General features: G+C 35.2%; 23 protein-coding genes and 2 tRNA genes. 9 read left to right on the top strand and 16 right to left on the bottom strand.

Annotated features, from left to right (window positions below; translation table 11 throughout):
* The first annotated feature begins 107 nt into the window (after positions 1–107).
* The 5 genes from H3T43_RS06700 to H3T43_RS06720 all read left to right on the top strand — a co-directional run bounded on the left by H3T43_RS06700 (position 108) and on the right by H3T43_RS06720 (position 6008).
* Positions 108–1307 carry an MFS transporter gene (locus H3T43_RS06700; protein WP_198213444.1) on the top strand — a complete coding sequence of 400 codons (1200 nt, stop codon included), beginning with the start codon at positions 108–110 and terminating at the stop codon, positions 1305–1307.
* A 21-nt stretch (positions 1308–1328) separates the two neighbouring features.
* Positions 1329–3098, top strand: a complete 1770-nt coding sequence (locus H3T43_RS06705; protein ID WP_198213446.1) for an FAD-dependent oxidoreductase — start codon at positions 1329–1331, stop codon at positions 3096–3098.
* A gap of 46 nt (positions 3099–3144) precedes the next feature.
* Positions 3145–4059 carry a shikimate dehydrogenase gene (locus tag H3T43_RS06710; RefSeq protein WP_198213448.1) on the top strand — a complete coding sequence of 305 codons (915 nt, stop codon included), beginning with the start codon at positions 3145–3147 and terminating at the stop codon, positions 4057–4059.
* 15 nt (positions 4060–4074) lie between these two features.
* Positions 4075–4833, top strand: coding sequence for a type I 3-dehydroquinate dehydratase (aroD, locus tag H3T43_RS06715; protein ID WP_198213450.1), 759 nt, complete (start codon positions 4075–4077; stop codon positions 4831–4833).
* 149 nt (positions 4834–4982) lie between these two features.
* On the top strand, positions 4983–6008 hold the full coding sequence (locus H3T43_RS06720; RefSeq protein WP_198213452.1) for an alpha-L-fucosidase: 1026 nt from the start codon (positions 4983–4985) through the stop codon (positions 6006–6008).
* Between the two features lie 427 nt (positions 6009–6435).
* Here H3T43_RS06720 and H3T43_RS06725 read toward each other — a convergent pair whose 3' ends face one another.
* The 7 genes from H3T43_RS06725 to H3T43_RS06755 form a co-directional block, all read right to left on the bottom strand.
* A complete protein-coding gene (locus H3T43_RS06725; protein WP_198213454.1) occupies positions 6436–6669 on the bottom strand; it encodes a type II toxin-antitoxin system prevent-host-death family antitoxin in 234 nt (77 codons plus the stop codon).
* A gap of 166 nt (positions 6670–6835) precedes the next feature.
* A complete protein-coding gene (locus H3T43_RS06730) occupies positions 6836–7066 on the bottom strand; it encodes a cytochrome b5 domain-containing protein (RefSeq protein ID WP_198213456.1) in 231 nt (76 codons plus the stop codon).
* Positions 7067–7143: 77 nt separating this feature from the next.
* Positions 7144–8025: a lysophospholipid acyltransferase family protein gene (locus H3T43_RS06735; protein WP_198213458.1), complete on the bottom strand. Its 882-nt coding sequence runs from the start codon at positions 8023–8025 to the stop codon at positions 7144–7146.
* Positions 8022–8969 (bottom strand): glycosyltransferase family 8 protein, encoded by a 948-nt coding sequence (locus H3T43_RS06740; protein ID WP_198213460.1) that lies wholly within the window; start codon positions 8967–8969, stop codon positions 8022–8024. Before H3T43_RS06740 ends, H3T43_RS06735 begins: the two co-directional genes overlap by 4 nt.
* Positions 8970–8989: 20 nt before the next feature.
* On the bottom strand, positions 8990–9829 hold the full coding sequence (locus tag H3T43_RS06745; protein WP_198213462.1) for a glycosyltransferase: 840 nt from the start codon (positions 9827–9829) through the stop codon (positions 8990–8992).
* Between the two features lie 10 nt (positions 9830–9839).
* Complete coding sequence (locus H3T43_RS06750) at positions 9840–10604, bottom strand: 1-acyl-sn-glycerol-3-phosphate acyltransferase (RefSeq protein WP_198213464.1); 765 nt, start codon at positions 10602–10604, stop codon at positions 9840–9842.
* Between the two features lie 389 nt (positions 10605–10993).
* Positions 10994–11260, bottom strand: a complete 267-nt coding sequence (locus tag H3T43_RS06755; RefSeq protein ID WP_198213466.1) for a hypothetical protein — start codon at positions 11258–11260, stop codon at positions 10994–10996.
* Between the two features lie 161 nt (positions 11261–11421).
* Between H3T43_RS06755 and deoC the strand changes: the two genes are divergently transcribed.
* Positions 11422–12129: a deoxyribose-phosphate aldolase gene (gene deoC, locus H3T43_RS06760; protein ID WP_198213468.1), complete on the top strand. Its 708-nt coding sequence runs from the start codon at positions 11422–11424 to the stop codon at positions 12127–12129.
* Positions 12130–12259: 130 nt separating this feature from the next.
* Entirely contained in the window at positions 12260–12979 is a 720-nt protein-coding gene (locus tag H3T43_RS06765) for a GntR family transcriptional regulator (RefSeq protein ID WP_034980938.1), read from the top strand.
* Positions 12980–13033: 54 nt separating this feature from the next.
* Here H3T43_RS06765 and H3T43_RS06770 read toward each other — a convergent pair whose 3' ends face one another.
* The 7 genes from H3T43_RS06770 to H3T43_RS06800 all read right to left on the bottom strand — a co-directional run bounded on the left by H3T43_RS06770 (position 13034) and on the right by H3T43_RS06800 (position 18804).
* The gene (locus H3T43_RS06770; RefSeq protein ID WP_198213470.1) at positions 13034–13762 is read right to left on the bottom strand and encodes a DUF4097 family beta strand repeat-containing protein; all 729 of its coding nucleotides are present in this window, start codon (positions 13760–13762) and stop codon (positions 13034–13036) included.
* A gap of 159 nt (positions 13763–13921) precedes the next feature.
* Positions 13922–14812: a DUF4097 family beta strand repeat-containing protein gene (locus H3T43_RS06775; RefSeq protein WP_198213472.1), complete on the bottom strand. Its 891-nt coding sequence runs from the start codon at positions 14810–14812 to the stop codon at positions 13922–13924.
* 87 nt (positions 14813–14899) lie between these two features.
* Entirely contained in the window at positions 14900–15709 is an 810-nt protein-coding gene (locus tag H3T43_RS06780) for a DUF4097 family beta strand repeat-containing protein (RefSeq protein WP_198213474.1), read from the bottom strand.
* A 2-nt stretch (positions 15710–15711) separates the two neighbouring features.
* Positions 15712–16356 carry a DUF1700 domain-containing protein gene (locus H3T43_RS06785; RefSeq protein ID WP_198213476.1) on the bottom strand — a complete coding sequence of 215 codons (645 nt, stop codon included), beginning with the start codon at positions 16354–16356 and terminating at the stop codon, positions 15712–15714.
* A complete protein-coding gene (locus H3T43_RS06790) occupies positions 16340–16663 on the bottom strand; it encodes a PadR family transcriptional regulator (protein WP_034980930.1) in 324 nt (107 codons plus the stop codon). The genes H3T43_RS06785 and H3T43_RS06790 overlap by 17 nt, the downstream gene beginning before the upstream one ends.
* 124 nt (positions 16664–16787) lie before the next feature.
* Complete coding sequence (locus H3T43_RS06795) at positions 16788–17873, bottom strand: DUF4097 family beta strand repeat-containing protein (protein ID WP_198213478.1); 1086 nt, start codon at positions 17871–17873, stop codon at positions 16788–16790.
* A gap of 94 nt (positions 17874–17967) precedes the next feature.
* Positions 17968–18804 (bottom strand): alpha/beta hydrolase, encoded by an 837-nt coding sequence (locus H3T43_RS06800; protein ID WP_198213480.1) that lies wholly within the window; start codon positions 18802–18804, stop codon positions 17968–17970.
* A 185-nt stretch (positions 18805–18989) separates the two neighbouring features.
* Here H3T43_RS06800 and H3T43_RS06805 point away from each other — a divergent pair, with 185 nt between their 5' ends.
* Positions 18990–19499: a zeta toxin family protein gene (locus tag H3T43_RS06805; protein ID WP_198213482.1), complete on the top strand. Its 510-nt coding sequence runs from the start codon at positions 18990–18992 to the stop codon at positions 19497–19499.
* A gap of 73 nt (positions 19500–19572) precedes the next feature.
* On the opposite strand, the gene H3T43_RS06810 is transcribed toward H3T43_RS06805, so the two are convergent.
* A tRNA-Lys gene (locus H3T43_RS06810) sits at positions 19573–19648 on the bottom strand.
* A gap of 359 nt (positions 19649–20007) precedes the next feature.
* Positions 20008–20080, bottom strand: a tRNA-Lys gene (locus H3T43_RS06815).
* 140 nt (positions 20081–20220) lie between these two features.
* Here H3T43_RS06815 and yycF point away from each other — a divergent pair.
* Complete coding sequence (gene yycF, locus H3T43_RS06820; RefSeq protein ID WP_034980927.1) at positions 20221–20937, top strand: response regulator YycF; 717 nt, start codon at positions 20221–20223, stop codon at positions 20935–20937.
* The last annotated feature ends 32 nt before the right edge of the window (positions 20938–20969 follow it).

Raw genomic sequence — 20969 nt, forward strand, 5'->3', positions numbered from 1 at the left:
GGTATTTTTTATAATTGAACAATCATAAATAATTATTAATATCTATTTTAATAAGATATATTTATTTATGAAGTTATTAGCAAATCTTAATTTTGAAAGGTAAAGCTATGAAAAAAGAAAAAAGTTATGTTGGCGTTGCTGCCTCCGTTTATATCCATTTTGCAGTTGTAGGAGCAGCTACCTTATTTATTAGTCAATATAGAGAAATCTTGGCACATTCTTGGAATGCCAATGAAACTCAAGTTTCACTGGTAATCGCAATGGTGGGCTTAGGCAGAATTATTACAATTTTATTTGCTGGTGCTATTTCAGATAAGATAGGCCGGAAAAGAACTTTGTTAATTGCATTGCTCAGTGACGCAGTTTTCCTTCTCGGCGCTGTTTTTGCTAACAATATCTGGGTTGCTGGCCTAGCGGCTATGTTTTTCGGGGCAACTAATTCATTTGGTGATACAGCAGGTTACCCTGCACTTGCAGACGCTTTTCCAGATAAAACAGCTACAATGAACTCATTTGTTAAGGCTGCAATGCAAGTGATGCAGATGCTGTTTCCTTTTTGTGTGAAACTAATTAAAAATCCAAAGATTACAGCATTTATTTTAGTTATTATTATTTTATTGGATGTTGTATTTACAATGAAGACTGCCTTTGCTCCCCAAGCTGAGGCAAAAGAGACTACTGAAACAGAAGAAGAAAAAGAAACCAGTGTAAGTGGTCAAAACCAACCTAAGTTAGCCGTTGATGGTCTAATGATCATTGGGTTGGGCTTTACGCTTTGCTTCACATTTTATATTTTTTCACTCTATGCTCCTTATTACGGACAGTATGTTTTAAATGAATCTGCTGCTAATGCCAATCAGCTTGTATCATGGTATTCAATTGCTTCCTTAATATCTGTATTTGTTACATCAGCTCTAGTTACTAAGGTAAAGAGATTGAATTTAATTATGGTTTATTCAGCTATTACTGCTCTTGGTCTGCTGTTTATGGTCTTAAAGCCATCCCTATTAGCTGGGGAAATAGGCGCATTAGCTGTTGGTTTCTTTACTGCAGGAGGAGTATGGCAAGTTGGACTTTCAGTTTTAACTTCTTATTTCCCCCAAAGTCACGGAAAGATTACATCATACTACAGTTTTGCACCAGCAGTAGTTTACTTCGTAGCACCACTTGTAGCTGCATTTGTGTTAAAGGCCAATGCTGCAAGTACACTAATGGTATTTTGGATAACTACAGTGATAACGATTATTTCTGTAGTTCTGTGTGTTGTCTTAATTAGTCGTGGTAAAAATTTCAACATTAAAAATTAATATAAAGCAGAAGGTGGAGTTATGTCAGAAAAAATAATTAAAGCAACGGCAGAAGGAAGAAATGGTCAAATCGACTTTGACATCAAAGTTGAAAATAATCAAATTGCAGATATTAATGTAACAAAAACTGCAGAAACCCCAGGTATTTTTAACCAGGTGGTAGGTAAATTAAAAAAGAATATTATTAATAATCAAAGTTTTGATGTCGATGCTATTTCTGGTGCTTCGATTATGACACAAGCCATGCTTGATTCTGGAAAAAAAGCTTTAAAAGAAAATGGTGTAAATATTTTTGCTAAGTCTAGTGATAAGTCACATCAAGATGTAACTTATGATGTTGATGTAGCTGTAATTGGTTCAGGTATGGCAGGATTGATGGCAGCCTCTCGGGCACTATCAATGGGTAAAAATGTTCTTTTAATTGAAAAGAATGGCTATCTTGGTGGAGCTACAATTCTTAATGGTTCAAATGTGGTTGGTACTGGCTCAAAACTAGCAGCTGCTTTATTTGGCGAGGAAGCTAAAAAAGATTCTCCACAGCTTTTAGTCCAAGATATTGTCCGTGAATGTCGGGGGACTAATTATCCACTACTTTCAAATATACTTGCTCAAAATATTGGTAAAGCAGTTGATTTTATCACTGAATTTGCAGACCTTACTTATCAAAAAGCTGAAACACAGACTATTGAGCATTCTGTTGACCGGCAAATTGAAATGCCCTCAGAGAGTTCTTATGAAGTAGTTTCTAAAGTAGCAAAGGCCTTTACCAAAAAAGGTGGCAAAATTTTACTTGAAACTCGGGTGGAACAACTTAATAAAAACAAACAGGGCCAGCTTTCCTCTTTAGTTGCTGAAAGCAAACATGAAACAGTTACAGTAAACTTTAAGTCCTTAGTTATGGCAGCTGGTGGCTGGGGCGCTCGTGATTATCGGCAGCATAAGACTAATATTCCTTATTACGGTCCGATGACTTCTACTGGTGATTATTTCGATTTTGCTAAAAATATGAATCTGGCTACACGCAATCTTGATTGGTATAAAGTTTACCCCCATGGTTTAGAAGTTGAACCTGGCATTGCCAAATTAACAACCTATTCAACAAAAGAAGCAACAGACATGGGTGCTATTTTTGTTAATACTAGTGGTAAGCGAATTGTAAATGAATCAGCTCCGTATACTCATTTTCGAGATGCTATTGCAGAACAAAAGGATAAAATTGCCTTTGTAGTGATGGATGAAAGAACATGGAACAGATTCTATGAATTGTTACTCAAATATGGTTTTACCAAAGATGAAATTCAAGGTTTCTTTGATCTTGATGGCGAGAAGAGTCCGATTTTAGTAAGCGGAGATTTGCAAACAGTGGCTCAAAAAGCTGGCATTGACTATGAAAACCTCAAGAAAACTTTAACTGACTACGATAAATATGTTGCCTCAGGTAATGATCCTGAGTTTGGTCGCCCTTCTCAGTTCATGCATAAATATGAAGGCGATACATACTTTGTGATTGAACAGAAATTGCGCTTCTGTACTACTCTTGGTGGCTATGAAACTAACCGGCATATGCAGCTATTAGACGAAGATTTCGAAGCACTAGACAACTTCTATGCCGCCGGTGAGATTGTTGGCGGTGCTAATGGTCATGATTCAATGCCAAGTATGATGAATTCTTGGTCCTATGCTTCAGGTTTTGTGGCCGGAACTGAGGCTGCTGATAATGCTAATTATCAAAAGCTGGCAAAAACTGCGTCCAATTCAACTGATACAGTGTCTGGTGCTTCTAAAAACTAACGTTGATTAATTATTTTATTTTTAAATTTAATAAAGGAGAAAAATGATGGCTAATAAAATTACTGGTGTTAATGGTCCGATTACTGGCTGGCTAGATGGTCATACCTACTTAATTGGCTTAATGGCATATCCTATTCGGCATTCAATGTCACCTACAATGCACAACAATGCCTTTGCCAAGTTGGGCTTGAATTATACTTATCTCTGTTTTGAAATTGGCAATGATAAATTAAAAGGTGCAGTTGACGCTATCCGCACTTTAGATATGCGTGGCTCAAACGTTTCGATGCCCAATAAAAAAGAGGTAATCCAGTACCTTGATAAATTATCGCCAGCTTCTGAAATGTGTGATGCGGTTAATACTATTGTGAACGATCATGGTGTTTTGACTGGCTACACTACCGACGGCATTGGCTTTGTCCAATCGCTTAAGGATGAAGGCATTGACATTAAAGGTAAAGTGATGACTTTAACTGGTGCCGGCGGTGCCGCAACACCAATAGCTGTTCAATCTGCTTTAGATGGTGCTAAAGAAATCAGATTGTTTAATATTAAAGATGATAAGTGGGCTCAGGCTGAAAAGAACGTCAAAACTATTCAAGAAAAAACTGATTGCCAAGTTTCTTTAACTGAATTGACTGATCAAGAAGCATTTAAACAATCGATTGCAGAAAGCGATATTTATTGTGATGCCACCAGCGTCGGTATGAAGCCACTTGAGGATAAGACACTAGTTTCAGATCCTTCCTGGTTCCATAAAGATATGGTGGTGTTTGACACAGTTTATGCTCCTAGAACTACCAAATTAATGAAAGTGGCTCAAAAAGCTGGAGTTAAGCATGTTTTTGATGGCATTGGCATGATGATTGATCAGGGTGCAGCCTCATTTAAGTTATGGACAGGTAAAGATATGCCAACTGATTATATCCGTGAAATTATGTTTTCAGATGATAATAATTAGTTGAGGTATTGAATAATGGCTACTGTCAAGATTAGAAATATTGTTTTAGGTGAAGGTCTGCCTAAAATTGCTGTGCCTAATGTCGGTTCAACTGAAAAAGAGATTATGGATTCAGCTAAGAAGATTAAGGCTGCCAAACCGGATTTAATGGAATGGCGTATTGATTATTATGCTGCAGGGATTAAGGATTTTAATACACTAAATACTACAGCCAAGAAATTGCGGCAAGAAGTCGGCGAATTACCAGTTTTAGTTACTTTTCGTACCAAAAATGAAGGTGGAGTTTGTCAGCTCGACGATGACCAGTATTTAAATTTAGTAGAATATGTAATTACTAACAGGCTGGGTGATGCTGTTGATATTGAACTTTTTCATGATGAAAAAAGAATAAAGTCTTTGGTGACTTTAGCTCATAACTACAATGTTGTTGTAATTATGAGTAACCATGACTTTGAAAAAGTGCCAGCTAAAGATGTAATTGAATTTCGCTTACGAAAAATGGCGCAACTTGGTGCTGATGTGCCAAAGTTAGCTTGCATGCCTCATTGTGCCGCTGACGTTTTAACTCTTTTAACAGCAACGACAGAAATGAACAAAGAGATTGCTAATCCCCTGATTACTATGGCCATGGGCGATATCGGTAAAGTCACTAGAGTAGCAGGCCAGGTTTTCGGTTCAAGTCTGTCCTTTGGTGCTGTTGGTCAAACTTCTGCACCTGGTCAGTTGTCAATTGAGGATCTGCGTAATGCGGAAAATTACTTAGCATTACAGTAAATTTTATTAAGATAATAGATATTTTGAGTTAGCTTTAAGTATTAAGGCTAACTCTTTTTTGGTTAAATCAAATTTATACGAAAAATACGTGTTAAACTTTAATGACAACACTATGTATTTCCAGCGTAAGTTTAGTAATGGAGGAATGTATGACTGCAAACGAGAATATTGAATGGTTTAAAAATGCTGAATACGGCATGATGATTCACTGGGGTTTATATTCACTTCTTGCTGGTGAATATGAAGGAAAATCTGCAAGCAATTACGCTGAATGGATTCAGTCTAAATTGCAAATACCTGTTGCAAAGTATCGCCAGCTTGCTACCGCTTTTAACCCAATATATTTTGATGCCGAAAAAATCGTAGCATTTGCTAAAAAATGTGGTATGAAATATTTGGTAGTTACAACTAAACACCATGATGGCTTTGCAATGTACCATTCACAAGTAGATTCATATAATGTGTATGATGCAACACCATTTCAGCGGGATGTAATCGGTGAACTTGCAGCAGCTTGCCAAAAATTCGACTTAAAGCTGGGTCTTTATTATTCCCAAGACTTAGATTGGCATGAACCAAATGGGGGAGGCTACCTTTCAAATGATATTGAATCCTCTGGCACTACTTGGGACAATAGCTGGGACTTTCCTCAAAAAAATAAGAATTATAATCAATGCTTTACAGACAAAATTCTGCCCCAAATTAAGGAAATAATGAATAATTATGGGGAGATAGCTGTTGCTTGGTTTGATGTACCAATGACATTAACTGCAAGCCAAAGTCAGAAAATTTATGAGACAGTAAAAAAATTGCAACCAAATTGCCTAATAAATTCACGTCTTGGTAATGGCAAATATGATTATGTTTCCCTTGGCGATAATGAAATTCCAAGTGAAAAAGAAAAGGAGCAAAAAGATATTAATTTTAACTCACTTAATGGCCTTAAACCTTCACCATATGGTTTATATGAGTCAGCCGGTACCACTAATGATTCTTGGGGCTTTTCTTATCGTGATCAAAATTGGAAGTCCCCTGAAACTATTTATCACAACCGTAAATATTTAAACAGCTTGGGAATCAATTATTTATTAAATATTGGCCTTGATGGTTTAGGAAGGATCCCCTTGCCCGCACAGCAAAATATTGCAGCTGCAGCGAAATTGGCTGAGAAATAATAAAAATTCAATAATTCATCATTGATTTTTTGGCTTTTACTAAATAGAAATTGGAATATTGTGGTTTAAGACTACAAAAGAGGCGCGTCCATTTAGGATGCGCCTTAATTAATGAAAGTAATTTTGGATTTTTTTAATGAGGTCTTCTTTGGTACTTAATATAAGTTCGATATAAATTATTTTTTCTTTTTTATCTACACGGCAAAAAATATATTCATATTTATCAATTAGAACATAACAACCATCAAATAATTCAAAAAACTTAGCAGCTTTAATGCCCAGATATGGAAATGACTTTAAATTATCCAGTTTTTTTCTTCCCTAGCCAAAACTTCTTTTTTTACTTTTTCACCAAACTTAGCCAATAAGTATGTTTTTAGGTTTTCAAAATATTCTTTAGACGGGCTAGATAATTTTAATGAGAACATTAGCTGAATAGTTTTCCTTTAATTTCATCAAAATTATAATGCTTTGACTTTTCAGCTTTTTTCAGCTTAGTTACCAGCTCAAGAGCAGTAGTAAATTCATCATAGTCCTCAATATCTATGAGCGCAAATTTGCCATAGCCGTTTTTGGTAAGAAAAACTAGATTATCTTTTTTAACTTTGTCAAGGACTTTATTGTAATTTCTTAATTCTGAAACAGGTCGAATTTGTAACATGAGCATCACTTCCTTTGACAAATATTGTGCATTATTTTTCTAACAATTTACAGTATAATAATGAGCAATAAAGTAAACTAAGATCAGATTGGCAAAAAAGGTAAAAGAAAAGAACCAAGCAGTTTATTAGCTGCTTGATTCTTTTCTTTTTATTTATATTATCTAATTAATCTTCGTAGGTACCGACTTTTTTCAGGTTGCCTAAGACACTTTCACCATGAGGTGATTGTCCTATTGCAACAGTCAGGTCACGACCAGCTAAATTGCCATGGTGTTCGCCATCAGTCCAGTGTGGATTGTCAGTGACATCATAAACAACTCCTTTAATAGCGACATAAGCTGGGTTGCCATTTTTACCATCATATTTTGCTAAAGATTCTTTTGTAAACTTCTCCATTGGAAAATATCCCCTTTCCAAATACACTTACTTATTGTCACCTATATTATAGCTCAAAGAATCAACAAGTCTAACTTTTACTTTGATTTTTTTTGATAATTAAAACGCCAGCCAGCAATATCCCAGGGGGTAAAAGCCGAATCTAATTCACGCTGGTAAGCCTTTTCATAGGCTGCTACTTTTTGCTGGTAATCGTGTTTCATCATCTGCTTAGAATTTTCATTGGCATTCAGTTTAACATCAGGGAAAATAGGTGGCAAAACGTGAACTACATATTTAGTTTGGTAAAAATCAGGGTGGTCTTTTTCTAATTTGTCAGTTATTTGAATTTCAATAAAAGTTGAAATAACCGGCACATTTTGCTTGGCAGCAAAGTAATAGGCGCCTCGTTTTAATTCGCGGGGCTTGCGGTAATTCCACCACATTTCCTGTTCAGGATAAATTAAAACCCAGCTATTTTTCTCTAACGCATCATGCAGGTGACGTGGAAATTCATTACCGACATAGCTAGGGGTTTCTATTAAAGGAATAGTGCCAACATAGTTCATTAGGTAGCACAATATTCCGGGTAATTTTAAGTTGGTGTCCTCAATGGCAATAGTTAAGGAATGGTGTGTTTTATTTGCTAAATGCTTAATGGGTAAAGAGTCAATTTGGTTAAAATGATTAGCAGTGATAATTGCTCCACCTTGTGGCAAATTAGCTAAATTTTCCAGACCGGTAAATGTAGTGGAGTATGTAAAAATATGCATTAAAGTGTTGAAAATTAAATGTCCAATCCGATTATTAATTTTTCCCTTAAAAGTTTTTTGCTCTCGCCAAAAAGCATTGACTAATTCTTTACTTTCCTTTATAGAAAGAACAGGATCACCGACTTCAACTTTGGCATCCCACTTGCCACTATTAACTGCTTCTTTAATATTTTGAATAACTTGTTCACGACTGTCACCTATAATCATAAACTGACAGGTCCTTGCTTTTTCACATTAGCCCAGTTGTATGGGTCATTAATAGTTTTATCTTCTTTAGCTAGCATATGATCTAATTTATGCCGGTCTTCATCACGTTGCTCATCAGTGTATGTATTTAGTTCAGTCAACAGATCATTATAAAATTTGGTTTCTTTTGCGCTCTTCCAGAAATATTCTTCATATTGAACGTTTTTAAAATGCCATGGTTTAAAGAAAAGGTTGTAATGAATCAAGCTGGGATTAGTTAAAGGTTCAGTATTATCATTTGGCATTGCATCCCATTTGGGATCTAAATGTAAAATTCTTTTATCGCCAATTTCGTTTAAATAATCTTGATCTGGGGCAATACAGTCAAAATGATATTTACTGAGTAAACGCATGAAATGATCAATAAAATTCTCATCGCGAAATGCTTTACAGTTTAAAACCAGCATGCCGGAATTAATGTATTTTTTAGGATCAAGAACTAATACTTCTTTAATATAGGCAACCATTTTTGTTACAAATTGAATGGAAGAATCAGTACAAGCTGCAAAGAGATTATTGCCAAGTTCTGTATCATACAATTTACCAATATCATCATTTACGATTGTGTCACTGTCGATATAAATTGCCTTATCATATTGGGGAAACAGATCAGGAATAAATAAGCGGTAAAAAATGGACATTGTAAAGAAATCAGCTCGTAAATAGTTTTCAGTACGATTTTGAATTGGTGCAACTATTTCATCGTTAATCTTAAAGAATTTAACATGAACATTAGAAGAGCCTATTTCTAATAAATCTTGTTTGTGCTGCGGTGATAAGTCCTGACTTAAAAAATAGATAGTATAATCTTTATCCTCAGCAGCATTCTTTACTAAAGAGTTCAGTGAAACTGCTGCGTATTTTGTAAAATCATCACTAATTGCATAAAAAACTGGAATTGTCATATATTTATTTTCTCCAAACATTATTTTTGTACTAAATTGCTTTTCACACTGAGATAGTAATTCAGAATGTCATCATATTCGTGCAATTTTAGTACTTTATGTACCCGCTTAACATCCCATGGCTTAACTGTCAAGGTATGAAACACGGGCCAGAAACGGAAACTGGTAGTAAAATGCTGAATTACTGTGTCTGACTGCAATTTATACTGTTCATTATAACGACGCGGGGCAATTTTCTTATTTCTGGCATAACGGTTAATTGCAGTTTGATCAGGCATTAATACGGTTCGGGTTTGCAGAAGGTGCCTGATTCTAGCGAATAATTTAGTTTTTCTAATTTCTGGGAGATTGAGCAGCAATACGCCGGAATTAATATAATCAAAAACTTTATGCTCGTGCAGGTTGTGAAAAAAGAACCGTCCCCAGTAATCAAGGACTCCAGCGAATTCGTAATTAGTTATATCTTGTTGGTAAAAACTAACGAGACTTCGCCTGACTATTACATCAGCGTCAAGGTATAGTATTTTATTTGGCAACTGTGGTATTTCGTCAGCGAAGAGCCTGAGCATAGCATAAGGAGTAAAATGAGTACTCATGTTAGCTATTAGAGGCTCTCTGACGAATAGTCCCGTGCAGTCCATTAATTTTAACGTACTTTGAGGATTTTGTTTTACCAAAAGTTCTTTTAAATAGTCCGCTGCATGTTTGCTGAAGGGCTTAAATTTCTTATGATAACTCTGAGTGTACATTGTTAGAATGTAGATATGGAGTTCTTTTGCGCCACTATTTTTTATTAATGAAAGCGTAGCGATAAGAATACCATCTTCGGCGTTATGATCGCCACAAAAAAGAATATTCATTGAGAACTCCTTAATTTATTTTTTGATAAATGCAATATTCGAAATTACTTGTTAAGGCTCGTTTTTGCATTGTCTGATAAACTTGCTTATGCAGCTTTTCTTGCGCCTGCTTTTTAGTAAGATGATTATCTGGAAAGAAGGGCCCATCTATGTAGACCGTTATTTGCGGTTTCTTACCCCACCTGGGCTTAGAATATGTTGTAGTCATAGTAAAGCTGGCAGAGTCAAGTGCAACAGGGAAATGCATGCTGTTCACTGGAAAAGGCCTGATTTTAGTGTAATAAGGCCAAACATGTGATTCAGGATAAATGACAACTACCTTTTTTGCTTTAATAACCGCAGTGATTGCTTTAATCAATTTTGCAGATTGTTCTATGTTTTGACCAACAGGAAGTCCAAAATATGGTAAAACCAGTTTTCCTAAAACAGGGATGCCCCAATTTGATTGTGCTGCAATAGCATAATAGTTTTTTGCAGGAATAATGCTAAGTGGTAAAACCACATCGCCAAAAGTTTGGGTATGATTACCATAGATAAAATACCCTTGATCGTTTATTGCTTGCAACTTTTCCTTGCCAACTATTCGTACTCTTAGGATCAAATTAATATAGACTATACTAACTAGATGTCCTAAAGGGCGTACAATCTTAGACCAGATTTTCCCACCTAATGATTTCGGAAAAATAGCATAACTATTTGGTAAATGATAATCTTGGTTCAGGCTAACCACCAAATCATCTGTTAAATGATGATAGAAGAATTTTCGCTTGCCCATCGAACCCTTCTTTCAATAACGTCATTAAGTAATTTTATCATGAATTGCTCAAGATTAAAAAGGGTGCCATATAGGTTATTTGTCATAATTTTTACCTTAGATATGTATTTCTCTATGGTTGATAGGAGGGTTTGCTTTCTTCATAAGTGGATAATCACACATATAAAAGTTATTATAGTAAGTAATTACTTACTTATAAAGATGAATTTATATAAAAGAGCACACTTATGTACTGAGTCCAAAAACTTGGACAAAAAGTTAATAACATTTCTCTAAGGCTTGAGCAACAGCAATACCGTTTGTTCCCGCCTGTAAAACTGTCTGTACGGCTTCATCAAGTGTTGTATTGTCAGATAATTGGGGGACAAGCTCTAAAAGCATGGGTAAGTTCAGACACTTACTACACGTGTTTTTTCAGTGTGAGCTAAATAGTACTTAAAGGATTCATTGTATGGAGTTCCACCTTTTAGATCTGCCAAAATTAAGACTGATTCTGTTTCACCGTCAAGCAGCTCTTGAAGACGATTACGGTATGAACCAATTCCTCTTTCATCTAATTCAAGTGTCATGATATGATCCGATTTGCCAGCAATAAATTCAAAACCAGAAGCGATGCCTTGTGCTAAATGTCCGTGTGAAGTTAACAATATTTTCACTAAAACCACTCCTTTTTGTAAATACATATTAATTTACAACACAATTATATGTAATCGCTTTATATAAGTAAAACACCATTTTAAATAAAAAAGTAAGCGGTTGACATTAAAGCTTTCTGTGGTTAAAATCAGTTTATGTAATTACAAAAAGGAGAATAACAATGAAATACACAATTGATGACTTTGCACGATTAATTGATCATACTAACTTACATGCGGATGCTACTGAAGACAACATGAGAAAGTTATGCGATGAAGCTAAAAAATATCATTTCAAGATGGTAGCAATTAATGAAGTCCAATCAGAATTTTGCGCCCAGCAGTTAAAGGGGACTGATATTGATACAGGAGCTGCAATTAGTTTTCCTTTGGGTCAAACAACGGTAGCTTGCAAGTTGGCAGAAACTAAAGATGCATTACAAAACGGTGCCAATGAAATTGATTATGTTGTTAACTTAACGCAAGTGAAAGCTCATAATTGGTCTTATATTGAAGATGAAATGACTCAGATGGTTGATCTTTGCCGTGATCACCATGTTCCATGTAAGGTTATTTTTGAAACATGCTACTTGTCTAAGTCAGAAATTAAGCAGCTGGCTTTAATTGCAAAAGAAGTAAAACCTGATTTTGTCAAGACATCAACTGGTTTTGGGACAGCTGGTGCAACAGTAGAAGATGTAAAATTGATGAAAGAAAATGTTGGCTCGGGTGTTAAAGTCAAAGCTGCAGGCGGAATTCGCAATACCGATGATTTTTTAGCAATGATCGCAGCTGGAGCAGAACGAATAGGCACTAGCTCAGGTGTAAAAATCATTGAAACTCTTAAACAGCGGTTTGAAAAAGATGGCATCAACTCAATTGAAATTTAAGTGTGAATAAAAAAATAGTGTTAAAAAAACCAGTGTAAATAAGGGCTATTTAGCTCTTTACACCGGTTTTTTGCATGGTATAGTATTCTTATAATGGTATAATTTAGTAAGATGAAAGTGGTGGGACTAATTGGTAAAAAAAGAACTCCCTAAATATCAAGTAATTGCCAACGATCTTTTGAATAAAATTCAAACGGGCATTTATGCGCAAAATACAATTATTCCTCCAGAAACTGAATTAGCGGATAAATATCAGGTAAGTCGGCCAACAATGCGTCAGGCAATCTCATTGCTGGTTAATCAAGGTTATTTAGAGCGGCGTCGTAAACGAGGTACACTAGTTAAAAAGGTTAAAATCGAGCAGGAATTTACCCATTTGATTGAAAGCTATAGCGAAGAAATGAGTGCTAAAGGCATCTATCCTAAAACCAATCTGCTTTATTTTGATGAAGAAAAAGCCACACCTGAAGTAAGCAAAAATTTAAAGTTGCCTGAAAAAGCACCTGTCTTTAAGCTAGTACGGTTGCGCTATGCTAATGATCAGCCAATTGTTCTGGTTACAACCTATGTGCCCAAACAAAGGATACCCGAGCTGATTAATTATAATTTTGCCCAGGATTCTTTATATAGTACTCTTGAAAAATATCATTTAAAAGTAACGCAGGTAATCAGAAAGCTGGAAGTAATGGAAGCAGATGAAACTACTGCCAACTTGCTTAATATTGCAGTCAATAAGCCGATATTTTACTTTCATACTCAGGGTCTTACGGCTGATGAACAGCCAATTGAATACTCAATTGCTAAATATAGAGGAGACATTAATTCTTTTGTAATTGATGTTCAGCGCTAATTTTTGCATCAAAAAAGTCTTACCTTTGCCTGAATAGGTTAAGGTAAGACTTTTTTATACAATTTTGATTGATCCCACTCCACATTGAACAGTTACCTGGTTTTGATCGTCACCTAGGCAATAAAAGCTCTGACCTTCTCTATTACCGTGAAAATATATTGACCCGATATTAGCAGATAAATCATAACTAGTCTTAATATTATTGTTGTCAGTCATTTTAAATGATCCGCTAGAGAGTACGAATTGACTTTTTCCTTGCAAATTATCAATTTTAACCGAACCAGCAGAAAGTTTTGCTTTTAGGTTTATATTGCAGTGGCTGATTGATAAACTGCCTGCTTCTAGATTAAGTTTTGCATCTTTAGTTATAGTAACGTTAAGCAATTTTGTTGAACCGGCTTCATTTTTCAATTTAAGCTGTTGCATATTAAGGTCAGATAAAAGGACGCTTCCAGCATGTTCACTTGCTTGCAGTGTGTTAAGCGATGCATCCTCTGGAACAGTAACTATTATTTTATTTATTTTGAAAGAATGCTCGAAAGTAAAACTATTAGAATTATGTCCTTTTTCACTAATAAATAAAGTTTGTTCTTTAACTTCAGCAGTTACATAGTCTTTGTCATTACCACAAATCGTTACATGATAATTTGTTCCAGAATGAATATCAATGCTAAAAGCATAAAGATCCATTGTGATGTTGGTAAATGAAGATAGGTCAATTTCATGTGGTTCAGGATCCGGTTTATTTTGAAATTCAAGTGACCCGTTAAAATTAATTTTCATTGTATTTTTCTTTCTTTAATCTAGATCTAATATTATATTTAGTAAATATTAGCACCGCAACTTGATTCAGACAATATAGAAATAAAAAATAATGCCTTTTTTATTCTTATAATTATTTTAATGTGACAAAGGCTTCCCAACTCAAGTCTTTTGGAATTTTTAATTAATAACTATATCCCCATCTCCACTTGTAACTTTAAGCAAAGGCAAACCCTTTAATTTTTTAGAAAAGTGTTTGCGATGATTATTGCCATGAAAGACAAGATCATCATCTGAAGCGGTTGAAAGCTGGTAACTGATCTTGGGAGACCTGCTCATTTGAAAATCGCCTTCGCTTAGATTAAATGAGCTGTTGTCAAGTAAATTAGAATTATTTATCTTAGCATCACCGTCACCTAAGGTAGCCTTGATTTTAAAGTGACTACTGGTAACAATCAGGTCGCCTTCACTCATGTTGAGGAAACTGCTTGTTAATGTTGAATTGGAGATTTTCAAATCGCCATTATCAAGGTCAAAGTTGGCTTCCTGCGTTTTAATACTATCTGTAGTAATATTGCCATCTTCTGATTGTAAATTGATGCTGGCAACTGTCAAATCAGCTAAATGAACATTGCCCTCAGAACATGATCCAGTTATTTCTTTTAGCGAGTCTTCTTCTGGAACAGTGACAATTACCTTATAAGTACCATCCTCATAAGCACCGTTGTCTGAAATGGTCAGTTTTTCGCCATGAACCTTGGCACTGATCTTTTTTACATTAGGACCACTAACTTTAATTTGGAAGTTGTCTCCTTTAGCAATTTGGATGTTGGGTTCTTCAGCGTCAATATTAATTTTAGAGAACTTGCCTACGTTGAAAGTACGGGATTTTGCTGGTATATGATGTGAGTATACGTGAGTTTGATTACGATTAAAAAAGTTTTCAATATTGGTTGTTATGCCTGAATGGATATTATTGATATCTTCTCTGCCACCGTTAGTTTCACCAATACCAAGCAAAATTATACCGATAGTAATGATGGCAACACTGATTAGGTAAAACTTCTTCATTTTGATTCTCCTTGTTTTGGATAAGTTTTTAATTTTAAAATGGGTATTACTAACCAAGAAAACATCTAAGTAAAGTTTACTTGCCCACTAATTAATTAGAATATCGCCATCCATACTAGTAACTTTTAATACGGGTTTATTTTTAACTTTTTTTGCAAAATGATTGGAATGATAAGAACCTTTAAAAATGATTTTATCATCCGAGTGATTTGTCAATACATAGTTGATCTTAGGAGCGTTTGACATTGAAAAGTCACCGTCATTCAATATGACTGAGCTGTTATTTAGTATTTGAGAGTCGCTAATCTTAACATCGCCATCATTTAGTTTTAGTGAACTACGTGAAAAAGTCGACTGGTTTACTTTGAGGTCACCGTCATTTGAATTTAGGTCAAGGCTTTTCGCAGTAAGCTTATTAATCAAAACGTCGCCATCTTCTATTGTCAAATTGACGTGGGGAACGTTTAAACTATTGATATAGAAATCGCCTTCTTCACAAAAACCAGTTATTTTTTTCAAGGCGCTTTTAGCAGGAACATAAACATCAACGCTATAATAGCCATCGTTATAATCATGTTCAGGCTGATCCGAAATAGTGAGCATATTATGATCAACTTTAGTTTTTATTTTTTTGATGTCTGCACCGTGCCCCCCTCTAACAACCACTTTAAACTTGTTAATATCCTTAAGTGAAATTCGGATATCGGGTCTGTAACAGGCTAACTTAATACTGTCGAACTTTTTTACGTAAAAAGTTTTGCTTTCATTATAATGAGCGTGTTTACCATTATAATCATGTGACGGGTTATCATTTAATCTAAATACGACTAGTAGAATCAGCCCAATAAGCACTACCAGTCCAAAGATTAGCCCACAAATTTTATAAAACTTTTTCATTTTTATTTTTCCCTATCTGTATTTTTTCCGGTATTAGTTTGAAAATAATTTTTCTTTAAAATATTTTTACCAAGGTTACGCATAAACTGGGTACACTTGGCAATTAAAATTTTGCCTAATTTGATAATAAATGGGAGTAATAAAAGAATAATGCCAATGCAAATTAAGGATTTACCCAAGTAAAGACAGCCGACTGGCCAGTTGTTAGTGAATAGCAGGGATAAAGATTTAAGAAAGTTTAGGCCTCCACCGACAAAGAATTTAAACAAAAAGGCTATTATCGTAAAAAATAAGCCAAAGAAAACTGCGAGTATAAAGAAGAGCACGAATAAAATTGCTAAAACGAGTGGGATGCCAATTGGAGCAGCACAAATTCCTAATAAAATGTACCAGCTGGCCTTTAGGTTTGACTTCGGAGTCTCCTTTCTTGGAGAAACAGAATCATCTTTGCTTGAATAATCGGCTAAAATATTGATTGCTAATTGTTTGGGCGTTCCTAGTTCAGCTTCGATGGTAGAACGTCTGATGAAGTCACCGTCCAATAAAAATTCGTGGTAAAATTCGACAACATCTTCGCGATCTTTTTCAGGCAAATCAGCTAAGTTTTGTTCTAGTTCGGAAATATAATCATCAATTACTTTGGTCATTTTGCCCTCCTAATACTTGATTAACTCTTGCACTAAAATCTTGCCATTCATCTTGAATTGTATTTAGCAACGTCAGCCCTTCATCAGTAATGTGATAGTAACGCCGGTTGCGTCCTTGATAAGGCTCATCATAAGTTGTTAAGCAGTTATTCTTTTTTAATCTGCGTAAAACAGGATAGATAGTTGACTCGGAGATAGAAAAAATCTTTTGCACATTTTGTGTCAAAGCGTAGCCATACAGATCATCTTGTTTTAGAAAAGCTAAAACCGCACCATCTAGCAAACGAGTTGGTATCTGGATTGCCATGCTTTGCCTCCCCTAATATTATATGATATATAATATTTTAATTTAGGTTTAAGAAATTAGCAAGTATTAAACCGAAATTTTTGATAAATAATACAAAAAAATAAGACTCATCTGAGCCTTATTTTTATTTGATGATTATATCTCCATCATTTAGAGTTGCTTTTAACGTGTCACTTTGCATGCTTTGACTGTTAAAACTATTACCAATACTGGAATTGCGATAAATAATGTCGCCATCGTTTACTTTAAGCTGCACACTGATGTCATGGGCAAGTTGGCTTAACTTCAAGTCGCTATTTGCAGCCTTAACAATATTTTGGCTGGTTAGTTGGCTTTGCCTGATCTGAATATCTCCATCTCGTGCTTCCAGACTGATGTTAGTATGACATTGGACAAGTTCTATATCTCCCTCACTTGTTTGAGCAATTATTTGCTTAAGGATACTGCGTTTTAAACTGCCATCACCGTTACGATCTTTGCTGGATAATTGAGCAATTAGTGACTGAGTAATAAAATAGTCCGCATTTCTGCCGGAAAAAATCAACTCATCTGAGACCTGAACATTATTGATGTATATGTCGCCATTATGAAGGTTAAGTACAATGTTTTTAAGCTTTAGATTTTGCAACATGATGTCGCCATTGTGACTTTGTCCGCTAATTTTAGATAAAGAATCTAATTTAGGAACAGTAATTTCCACGCGACTGGCATTAGTGAGCCTGTTGAACATGATCACATGGCTTTTTTCCTCAACAGGAGCCTCTTTAACAACTAACGTTTGCTTGACTAAATTTACCTCTACAGGTCTGCTGCTGTAATCTGCTACTGTTATTTGAAACTGACTGCCTTGATGAATAATTACATCTGTAGTCTTAACTGCCAATTTTACTTGATTGAAGTTTTCAAGGGTAATGGTACGTTCCCTGCGGGGATATCTTTTGACACGCAACCCATTAAAATAATTATCACTGGCATTGGGATCATTAGCAGAGGCAGTAACTGCTGTTAAAAATTTAACGTAGTCTTGCTTAATTTCTTTTGCCAAGTCATCTGGAGTACCTAGTTCTTTAACTATTTCTTCTTTTGTTTGAAAATCACCGTCGAGCAGAAAATCACGGTAGAAAGCGAGCGTATATTTTTGCTCTAATTTAGATAAAGATGTCAAATTCAGAGCCAATTTTGAGATGAAGTTTTCAATTAGTGGAGTCATCATTCTTCTCCTGTCACTATAAAATATCCTTTTTCTTTTTATTATACGCTATAATTTATGAAAAAAATATTAAAATAATTTATAGAATTAATAGTTAATTAGCCCACAGAAACTGACCGATAATCTGATCTACTTTGGAATTGTCGTGCAACTTACTGTGTTGTCCACCTGCACCTTTAATTTCAATTTCATGGTAATTTACTTTGCCACGCAACAAATATCGTAAAGACTGGGCTGAAACGCAACTGACGTCATCATCAGAATTGGTACCATTTTCTTTATTGCCAAAAATATTCAACACTGATACATTGTTTGGAAAGTTATGACGATGCGTTAAAAAATACTGGTAGGATTGGGTCATATATTTTGGTTTCCCATTTTTAAGCAGATAATTGTGATTGGGCTTCTCATCTAAACCAATAATACCATTAAATGGCGCACCAAGATTGACCTGCTTTTTTAATCGAGGCAAATTGCGATCCTGTCCGTATTTTAACTGATAAGAGAGAGTCATGATATTTCCCATAGAATGAGCTACGGTATTATATTGCTTAATATGGTATTTTTGTTTTAAACATATTATCAGGTTGTGAAACCACTCTCGCGTTGTGTAATAGTTGCTGTTTTTATTATCTTGCAAAATTACTTGAATAAGCGGTCTTTTAGTTTTGCGGGGCCAATTTCCCTGTAATTCAACCTTACCTGCAGGAGAAATTTTAGCTGTTAATACCTTGTGTGCATCATTATGCTGTTCGGCATATGCAATCATTCCTGCACTCGAGCGAGCACCAGCACCATAGCCATGCAAATAAATGGTAGGCGTAGCTTTAAAATGAGCTTTTTTCGTATTGCCAGAATTGACTTCTTCCGTACCCGTATGCGAACTTTTTTGTTCATAAGTGTGAAACAGGACAATTGTAACTAAGAGCAAGCCTAAAATGCTGCTTACTCCTATTAACCATTTTTTCTTCGTTAATATTGCCTACTTTGATAATTTAATGTATTAATTATATCTTATGTGCATTATTTTAATATTAAAAATATAAAAGCTTAATAATATAATTTAAATAGTAACGTTAATTCTTTAGTCACCGGTATTGAAAGGAAAAATATTCAATGACACCAATTTTTATTTTAATTAGAGGAAATTCTGGTAGTGGCAAAACTGTCCTAGCCAATTGTTTGCAAAATCATTTTGGCTACCAAAGATGTTTGCTTTTACATGAAGATTTATTGCGCCTTGATATTTTGCATGTTAAGGAAAAAGAGACGGCACCAACTGCCAGTCTGATAGAATTAATGATTGAATGGGGCAAACAATACTACCCTATAATTATATTGGAAGGGATATTGCCCAAAAGGATTTATGGCACAACTTTAACTAAAATAATTCATGAATTTGGTGCAGGAGCATTTGTTTATTACTTAGATATTTCTTTTGCGCAAACCCTAAAAAATAATGAAGAAAAAGAAAGTCCTTTTCCGCTTGAGACTCTCGAGAAATGGTGGCTTGAACAAGATACACTTGGCGAAAAAGAGCGTAAGCTGACAAGTGCCACTGTCAAAGAACTGGCAGAACAAGTTCTAACGGATATTGCAGATTATGAAAACAAAAAAGGGGACTAGAAAGTCTCCTTCAAACTGAATTTTTTAAAAGCAATAAAAAAAGCACCGACTACTTGCAGTGCTATTTTTATTATGGTGGGTGGCCAGGGGCTCGAACCCTGGACCCACGGATTAAGAGTCCGTTGCTCTGCCAACTGAGCTAGCCACCCGTCACCATTTCTGTTGACAGTTAATTATGATAACAATTAATTCGGCTTTTGACAAGGCTTTTGTATAAAAAAGTATAAAGAACTCTGCTTAACATTTGCTTAGGGCAGAATTTGTAGTTATAAAGCTATAGTTTGTTGCTTTTATTTGTTAATTTCATGAGGTTCTGCAAAAGTAAAATGAGTGGATAAAATACTGTTGAATCAATGTTTTTGCTGAAAAAGTGCTGGATTAATTGTTTAAAACAATAACAAATACAATAGAATTGACAAATGAAACTGATCTGATATTATATAAAGGTTTAGTGTCTTTTGACAAACAAAAAAGGTAGCAACCAAGTGATTACTACCTTTATTATTAATGGGTGGCCAGGGGTTCGAACCCTGGACCCACGGATTAAGAGTCCGTTGCTCTGCCAGCTGAGCTAGCCACCCATAAGCGTTATTACAAATAACCGACGGAGACTATTATGCTATTATTTTCACTGAAATGCAAGTTTTTTTATTAAATTTTGGTGACTTTTTTGGCTAATAAACTAAAAACCAGTATAATGATCACAAAAGGGGGCTTTTCGATGTCAAAGAGAATTCTCGTTGTTGATGATGAAAAACCAATTTCTGATATTATTAAATTTAATTTGACAAAAGAAGGGTTTGACGTCGACACTGCGTATGATGGCGAAGAGGCTATCAAGAAAGTTGACGAATATAATCCTGACTTAATGATTTTAGACTTGATGCTACCCAAAAAAGATGGTTTGGATGTAGCGCGTGAAGTAAGACAAACTCATGATATGCCTATCATTATGGTGACAGCAAAAGATACTGAAATTGATAAAGTTTTAGGTCTGGAAATGGGCGCAGATGATTATGTTACCAAACCTTTTTCTAACCGTGAATTAGTAGCAAGAGTAAAGGCTAATTTGCGTCGGCGCAATATCGTCAAAAAAGATGAAAGTGCTAATGATGATAGTTCTACAAAAAATATTGCCATCGGTAATCTGGTTATTATGCCAGATGCCTATATTGTTGAAAAAGAAGGCAAAAAGATTGAGCTGACTCACCGTGAATTTGAGTTGCTCTACTATTTAGCCCAGCACATGGATCAGGTAATGACCAGAGAGCATCTTTTGCAGACCGTTTGGGGTTATGACTATTTTGGCGACGTTCGGACAGTTGATGTTACTGTACACCGCTTGCGTGAAAAAATTGAAGATAATCCTATTCAGCCGCAGATTTTAGTAACTCGTCGCGGTGTTGGCTATTATGTAAAACAGCCTAATGAAGACTAATTAAGAAAGCCCGCAATGTTTAGCAAGCGAGG

The sequence above is a fragment of the Lactobacillus sp. M0396 genome (assembly GCF_016101625.1).
GTDB classification, from domain to species: domain Bacteria; phylum Bacillota; class Bacilli; order Lactobacillales; family Lactobacillaceae; genus Lactobacillus; species Lactobacillus huangpiensis.